This window comes from Bradyrhizobium elkanii WSM2783, assembly GCF_000472865.1.
Classification (GTDB): Bacteria; Pseudomonadota; Alphaproteobacteria; order Rhizobiales; family Xanthobacteraceae; genus Bradyrhizobium; species Bradyrhizobium elkanii_A.
On record NZ_AXAP01000010.1, the window covers coordinates 164,284 to 171,467 of the forward strand.

The 7,184-nt window shown below is 63.9% G+C and carries 5 protein-coding genes and 1 pseudogene; 2 read left to right on the top strand and 4 right to left on the bottom strand.

Annotated features, from left to right (window positions below; translation table 11 throughout):
* Positions 1–189: 189 nt before the first annotated feature.
* Positions 190–2,298: an ATP-dependent DNA helicase RecG gene (gene recG / locus YY7_RS0112220; RefSeq protein ID WP_028163491.1), complete on the top strand. Its 2,109-nt coding sequence runs from the start codon at positions 190–192 to the stop codon at positions 2,296–2,298.
* Positions 2,299–2,548: 250 nt separating this feature from the next.
* Entirely contained in the window at positions 2,549–2,836 is a 288-nt protein-coding gene (locus tag YY7_RS0112225; RefSeq protein WP_028163492.1) for a GIY-YIG nuclease family protein, read from the top strand.
* A gap of 111 nt (positions 2,837–2,947) precedes the next feature.
* Here YY7_RS0112225 and YY7_RS0112230 read toward each other — a convergent pair whose 3' ends face one another.
* The 4 genes and pseudogenes from YY7_RS0112230 to YY7_RS60250 form a co-directional block, all read right to left on the bottom strand.
* Positions 2,948–3,805 (bottom strand): NAD(P)-dependent oxidoreductase, encoded by an 858-nt coding sequence (locus YY7_RS0112230; protein WP_028163493.1) that lies wholly within the window; start codon positions 3,803–3,805, stop codon positions 2,948–2,950.
* A gap of 90 nt (positions 3,806–3,895) precedes the next feature.
* Entirely contained in the window at positions 3,896–4,678 is a 783-nt protein-coding gene (locus YY7_RS0112235; protein WP_028163494.1) for a DUF502 domain-containing protein, read from the bottom strand.
* Between the two features lie 92 nt (positions 4,679–4,770).
* Positions 4,771–6,597, bottom strand: coding sequence for a glutamine--fructose-6-phosphate transaminase (isomerizing) (gene glmS / locus YY7_RS0112240; RefSeq protein WP_028163495.1), 1,827 nt, complete (start codon positions 6,595–6,597; stop codon positions 4,771–4,773).
* 430 nt (positions 6,598–7,027) lie between these two features.
* Positions 7,028–7,184, bottom strand: a pseudogene (locus tag YY7_RS60250) (IS5/IS1182 family transposase); the annotation flags it as partial.

Here is a 7,184-nt window from a genome sequence, read left to right on the forward strand (position 1 = left end):
ACGCCAAAAGCCCGGACGTGCCGGGCGGGGGTGATATAGCGACTGGGATGACCGATGTCAGCCCTTCTTGTGCCCAATTATCAACGCCTCCCGTCATTGCCGGGCTTGACCCGGCAATCCATCCTCTCTTGAAGATGGATGCGCGGATCAAGTCCGCGCATGACGCGTCTCGCACGACGAAAGACCTGAATGCGCCCTGCTCTGCTCAATCCCCTGTTTGCGCCGGTCACGAGCCTGTCAGGCGTCGGGCCGAAGCAGGACAAGCTGCTCCGCTATCTGCTCGACCGCAGCGAGACGCCGCGGCTGGTCGATCTGTTGCTGCATCTGCCCGCAAGCGTGATCGACCGCCGCGCGCGGCCGAAGATCCGCGACGCGGTTCCGGGCACGATGGTGACGCTTGAGGTCACGATCGACCGCCATCGCCCGGCCCCGCCGCGCAATTCGCGTGCGCCCTATCTCGTCTATGCCAGCGACGACACCGCCGATGTGGTGCTCACCTTCTTCCGCGCCCAGCCGGGCTATGTCGAAAAGCTGCTTCCCGTCGGAACCAAGCGCTATGTCTCCGGCACCTTGCAGATGTACGACGGCATCCCGCAGATCGTGCATCCCGACCGCGTCGTCGACGAAGAAGGTTTTGCAAAACTCTCCGGCATCGATCCGGTCTATCCGCTGACCGAGGGACTTGCGATCGGCTCGCTCCGCCGTGCCATCGCGCAGGCGCTGCAGAAACTGCCCGCATTGCCAGAGTGGATCAGCCCGGAGGTGCTGCGCCGCTGCAGCTTTCCGCCGATTGCGGAAGCGCTGCAGCGTGTCCATGTGCCGGTCGAGCTCACCGACATCCTGCCTGACGGCCCGTTCTGGTCGCGCCTTGCCTTCGACGAGCTGCTCGCCGGGCAATTGGCGCTGGCGCTGATCCGCGCCCAACTCCGCCGGCCTGCCGGCGACCGCAATGCCGGCGACGGCCATCTGCGCAACAAGATCATCGACGCGCTGCCCTATGCACTGACGGCTTCGCAACGCTCCGCTATGGCGGCGATTGCAGAAGATCTGCGCCAGCCGCTGCGCATGCTGCGCCTGCTGCAGGGCGACGTCGGGTCCGGCAAGACTGTGGTGGCGCTGCTCGCGGCCGCGGCCGTCGCCGAAGTCGGCAAGCAGGCCGCGCTGATGGCCCCGACCGAAATCCTGGCGCGGCAGCACATCAAGACCATCGCCCCGCTAGCGGAGCGCGCCGGTCTTCGTGTCGCGATCCTCACCGGCCGCGAGAAGGGCAAGGAGCGGCGCGAATTGCTGGCCAGGCTCGAGGCCGGCGAGATCGATCTTTTGGTCGGCACCCATGCGCTGATCCAGGACGACGTGATCTTCAAATCGCTGGCGCTTGCGATCGTCGATGAGCAGCATCGCTTCGGCGTGCGCGAGCGGCTGGCGCTGACATCGAAAGGCGAAGCGGTGGACGTGTTGGTGCTGAGCGCCACGCCGATCCCGCGCACGCTGGTGCTCACCTATTTCGGCGACATGGACATCTCCGAATTGCGAGAAAAACCGGCCGGCCGCCAGCCGATCGATACCCGCGCCGTGCCGGCAAGCCGCATCAGCGACGTCATCGACGCCGTCGGCCGCGCGCTGACGGCGGGCAAGCTGGTCTACTGGATCTGCCCGCTGGTGGAGGAATCCGAAGCCGAAGGCACCGAACACCTGACCAACGCGACGAAGCGGTTCGAGAGCCTGCAGAAGCGTTTCGGCGACAGTGTCGGCCTCGTCCACGGCCAGATGAAGGGCGCGGAGAAGGACGCCGTGATGGCGCAGTTCGCAGCGCATGAGATCACGCTGCTGGTCGCCACCACCGTGGTCGAGGTCGGCGTCGACGTGCCGGCAGCGACGATCATGGTGATCGAGAACGCCGAACGCTTTGGGCTTGCGCAACTGCACCAGCTTCGCGGCCGGATCGGGCGCGGCTCGGAAGCCTCAACCTGCCTGCTGCTCTACCAGGAGCCGCTCGGCGAAATCGCAAAAGCGCGGCTTAAAGTGATCCGCGAAACCACCGACGGCTTCCGTATCGCCGAGGAAGACCTGAAGCTGCGCGGCGAAGGCGACGTGCTCGGCATCCGCCAAAGCGGCCTTCCAGGCTACCGCATCGCGCGCCCTGAGGTGCACGGCCAGCTCATCGCGCAGGCCCGCGACGAAGCGCTACGCATCATGAAGGACAATCCGAAGCTGAAAGGCGAGCGCGGCGACGCCTTGCGCTGCCTGCTCTACCTGTTCGAACGTGACGAAGCCATCCCGCTGATCGGCGCGGGGTGACGTTCTTCCCCGTCATTGCGAGCGCAGCGAAGCAATCCATGGTACGGCAAGCGGAGACGTGGATTGCTTCGTCGCTTCGCTCCTCGCAATGACGGTGTTTGTGGCAGCAGGACCGCGCAACCCCAACCGCCGTCATTGCGAGCGCAAGCGAAGCAATCCACCTTTCCGCGCTCTCGAAAGCCAATGGATTGCTTCGTCGCTTTCGCTCCTCGCTATGACGGTGTAAGTTTGCGTTGTGGAGGGCGAACGAATGAAACAGCCGTGCGTGTACATCGTCGCAAACAAGCGTCATGGAACGCTCTATGCGGGTGTGACATCGTATCTGCCGAAGAGGGCCTTTGAGCATCGCGAAGGACTCGTAAAAGGCTTTACGGCGAAGTACGGCTGCAAGGTGCTGGTCTGGTACGAACTCCACGACACCATGCTCGACGCCATCGCGCGCGAAAAACAGATCAAGGCCGGCAGCCGCGCGAAGAAGATCGCCCTGATTGAAGCTGTGAACCCGGATTGGAAAGATTTGTACGACACGTTGATCTGACTGGCTCTTACCCCGTCATCGCGAGCGCAGCGAAGCAATCCATGCCTCCACGCACGCGGTGACAATGGATTGCTTCGTCGCTTCGCTCCTCGCAATGACGGTGGTAGCTTTTTAGCTATTCTTAGCCTTGCAGCTCTCGGCGAACGCCCGCAGCTTCGCGACGTCCTCGCCCGCGCCGCTCGCATCCGCAGCGATGTGCTCGAACAGCCGCGCGAATCCCTCATAGGCGAGACTGGCGGGATGATCCGGGCCGAGGAAAGCGGCGATCTCGCGCATCTCGGCGACCCAGCGATACGCCTTCGGCACCATATCGGGCAGCGCATTCCCGATCCGCGCCAAAATGTGCGGCTGGCTGAGTGCCAGTTCGTCGCGCAACGCGTCCGCGGCGCCCGCGCGCGTGGCCGCCAGCACCATGGCGGCGCCGACGGCCGTCAGGCCCTTGTTGATGCCGGCATAGGACATCTTGAGCGCGGAAGCAGCGCCGACCGGCCCTTCGACGATGCGCAAGTCGAGACCGAGTTGCTTGAGCACTGCGAGGTCCTGCGCATGTTCGCCCGAGACATAGAATGCCGGTCCGGCTGAGCCCGGTTTCGGCGGCAAGCCGATGACCGCGCCATCGACGAAGCGCGCGCCGGAAGCCGCGATGATGTCGGCGACTTTCTGCACCGTCTCGACATTGACGGCATTGCAATCGACGACGACAGGTCTCGTTCGGTGTTTCGCGATATTGGCCGCCAACTGCTCGGCCAGCGCGATCGCCTCGCCGGGCGGCACGATCGACAAGATGATGTCGGCAGCGGCGATATCGGCCTCATCGGCCGCCACCATGCCGGCGGCCGCCGCGCGTTTGGCGCTCGCTTCGCTCCGGCCGTGAAGTGAGGTCAGGACGCGGGCGCCGTGTTCGGCCAGGCGTTGCGCCACCGCGCTGCCCATGGCACCCGGCGCGAGGATCGCGATCGTATTGGACATGATGGATCCTGAAGGGTTTTGTAAGACCGCACTTGTAGAACGATCCGAAGGCGAACACGAGTTCGCCTCACCTTCAAAATCGGGAGAGCCCTATTCCACTTTCGCAGGCGCGGGCTTCGGCTGCAGCGTGGAGGCGGAGTTGGCGATGCGAGCGGCGTTGGCGACACCGGCGAGCGCGGCGACGCGCTTTGCATCGCCGGAGCCCGGCTGGACGACGCCGGCGGACATGATCAATGTCGCGGCATCCTCGGCGCTCAGCTCGACCTCGATGATCTTGCTCTTCGGCACGTAGAAGAAGAATCCGGTGGTCGGGTTCGGCGAGCATGGCAGGAACACCGAGATGTGTTCCTCCTGGCCCGGCAGACTCGCCGCGATGTTCGCGCTCGGCGATTGCGAGATCAGGACGATCGACCACATGCCCGGCGAGGGAAATTCGACCAGGCCGACGCGGCGGAAGCTCGATCCGTTGCCCGAGAACAGCGTCTCGAACACCTGCTTGAGGCCGCGATAGATCGCGCGCACCGCCGGAATCCGCCCCAGCAGCCGCTCGCCGAGATCGACCAGCGTCCGTCCGATCAAATTCGCGGTAAGGAAACCGAGCAGCGTCAGCGCGATCACCGCGACGACCAGCCCGGAACCGGGCACGCCGAATGGCAGGTAAGTTTCAGGGCGATAGGCCGAAGGCACGAACGGTCGCACCAGGCCGTCGACCCAGGTCACGAACCACCAGGTCAGATAGAGGGTGATCGCCACTGGCCCCGTGACGATCAGCCCGGTCAGGAAATAGTTTCGAAAGCGGGCCATCAGGCCGCGCGGGCCGTCTGGCGAGTGTTCGCCCGGGGGCGGGATCGGAGGCGGATTCTCGGGGCTCATTATGGTTCCAGGTCGCAGGGCGCAGCCAGAATCTCCCAGCTAAGCCATCCTAGCAGGTTTTTGAAGGGCCAACGTAATCCGGGCGGTTGCGGCTATTCGACCGTAACCGACTTCGCAAGGTTGCGCGGCTGGTCGACGTCCGTGCCCATGACCACTGCGGTATGATAGGCGAGGAGCTGCACCGGAACGGCATAGACTATCGGCGTAAAGGCCGCCGCCATGTCCGGTAGCACGATCGTGACCAGGGAATCGACGGTCGCCTCCGCCGCCCCCTTGGCATCGGTCATCAGGATGATGTTGCCGCCGCGGGCGGCCACTTCCTGCATGTTGGAGACGGTCTTCTCGAACACCTTGTCGAAAGGCGCGATCACCACGACCGGCATGTTCTCGTCGATCAGCGCGATCGGCCCGTGCTTGAGCTCGCCGGCGGCATAGCCCTCGGCGTGGATGTAGGAAATTTCCTTCAGCTTCAGCGCACCCTCGAGTGCAAGCGGATAGCTGGTGCCGCGGCCGAGATAGAGCACATCGTGCGATTTGGAGATCTCGCGTGCGAGCTTCTCGATCTGCGGCTCCGTGGTCAGCGCCGCCGCGATCAATCGGGGAACCTCGACGAGGCCGTGTACGAGCCGGGCCTCGTCCGCATCCGACAGTTCGCCGCGCGCCTTGCCGGCGGCGACCGCGAGCGATGCCAGCACCATGAGCTGGCAGGTGAAGGCCTTGGTCGAGGCGACACCGATCTCGGGACCGGCCAGCGTCTGCAGCACGGTCTCGCTCTCGCGCGCGATCGTCGAGGTCGGCACGTTCACCACCGAAACCGTATGCGCGCCCTGCTCTTTCGCGTAACGCAACGCGGCCAGCGTGTCGGCAGTCTCGCCGGATTGCGAGATGAAGATCGCAAGATCGCCTTTCCGCAAAGGCGCCTCGCGGTAGCGGAATTCGGACGCGATATCGATCTCGACCGGCAGGCGCGAGAACCGCTCCAGCCAATATTTCCCGACATAGCCCGCATAGTTCGCGGTGCCGCAGGCGGTGATCGAGACGCGCTGGATATCCTTGAAATCGAACGGCAGCTTGACCGGCAACGTGACCCGCTCGGTCGCCATGTCGATATAGCGGGCGAGCGTGTGGCCAACCACTTCCGGTTGCTCGTGGATTTCCTTGGCCATGAAGTGGCGGTAGTTGGCCTTATCGACCAGGAATGCCGATGCGCCTGACTTCAGCACCTCGCGGTTGGCGACCGCGCCATGCTCGTCATAGATCACGCCGACGTCGCGCGACAGCACCACCCAGTCGCCGTCCTCGAGATAGCTGATCGTATCGGTGAACGGCGCCAGCGCGATCGCGTCCGACCCCAGATACATTTCGCCGTCGCCATGCCCGACCGCGAGCGGCGAACCTTTGCGGGCGCCGATCAGGAGGTCATTGTGGCCGTTGAACAGGAACGCCAGCGCGAACGCGCCGCGGAGCTGCGGCAGCGACGCCTTCACCGCGTCCTGCGGCGAATAGCCCTTCAGGAGGTAGGAGTTGACGAGATGGGCGACGACCTCGGTGTCGGTTTCGCTGGAGAATTTCGCGCCGTGCTTCTCGAGCTCCTGGCGCAATTCGCGAAAATTCTCGATGATGCCGTTGTGGACGACAGCGACATTGTCCGTCGCATGCGGATGCGCATTGCCCTCGGTCGGCCGGCCATGCGTCGCCCAGCGCGTATGCCCGATGCCGGTGTGGCCATCGAGCGGCTCGGCGTGCAACCGCGCTTCCAGGTTCTTCAATTTTCCTTCCGCGCGCCGCCGCACCAGATGGTCGCCCTCCAGCGTGGCGACACCAGCGGAATCATAGCCGCGATACTCAAGTCGCTTGAGCGAATCGACCAGCTGCTCCGCAACCGGTGCCCGTCCGAGAATGCCGATAATGCCGCACATGCGGATCAAAATCCCCAAATCGCCGAAAATTTGCCAAACCGACGACACGCTCCCTTAACGGGAAACGCGGGTACCAACAAACTCAATAATTATTGCGGATTGAGACAGTGTTAAAGGGAAGATTAACGGGTGCGGCAGACGGATCCAACCTGCCCCTTCCTATCGCCACAAACCGCCGCAGTCATTCCGGGGCGTCCGAAGGACGAGCCCGGAATCCATTGGGCCGCAGGTGCGGGGGAGAAATGGATTCCGGGTTCGATGCTATCGCATCGCCCCAGAATGACAGCGTCGTTCCGTCGAAAGAGAGCACGATATCGTAGAGCCTGAGAACCAATTCGGTTTTCGGGTAGACGGCATCCGAAGTAGCGGATGTTGAAGACCTCGACGGTGGAGCGGGGCGGGATTTGCGCGCCGCTATGGTTTGGCGCAGCTATGGGTTGGCGAGGCGATGTCCCTGCAGGATGTTGTTGGTGAGGGCGTACCAGAGCACGACGGCTCGGACCTTTTCGATGCCGCGCACCGTCAATTGCCTGAGGTCCCAGTTGCGCCAGCGGGCATGGATGCATTCGCAGATCGAGCGGGCCTGG

What these genes read in the sequence shown, in the direction of transcription:
- glmS (WP_028163495.1), bottom strand. Translation starts at nt 6,597, where the DNA reads ATGTGCGGCATTATCGGCATTCTCGGACGGGCACCGGTTGCGGAGCAG.
- recG (WP_028163491.1), top strand. Translation starts at nt 190, where the DNA reads ATGCGCCCTGCTCTGCTCAATCCCCTGTTTGCGCCGGTCACGAGCCTG.
- YY7_RS0112230 (WP_028163493.1), bottom strand. Translation starts at nt 3,805, where the DNA reads ATGTCCAATACGATCGCGATCCTCGCGCCGGGTGCCATGGGCAGCGCG.
- YY7_RS0112225 (WP_028163492.1), top strand. Translation starts at nt 2,549, where the DNA reads ATGAAACAGCCGTGCGTGTACATCGTCGCAAACAAGCGTCATGGAACG.
- YY7_RS0112235 (WP_028163494.1), bottom strand. Translation starts at nt 4,678, where the DNA reads ATGAGCCCCGAGAATCCGCCTCCGATCCCGCCCCCGGGCGAACACTCG.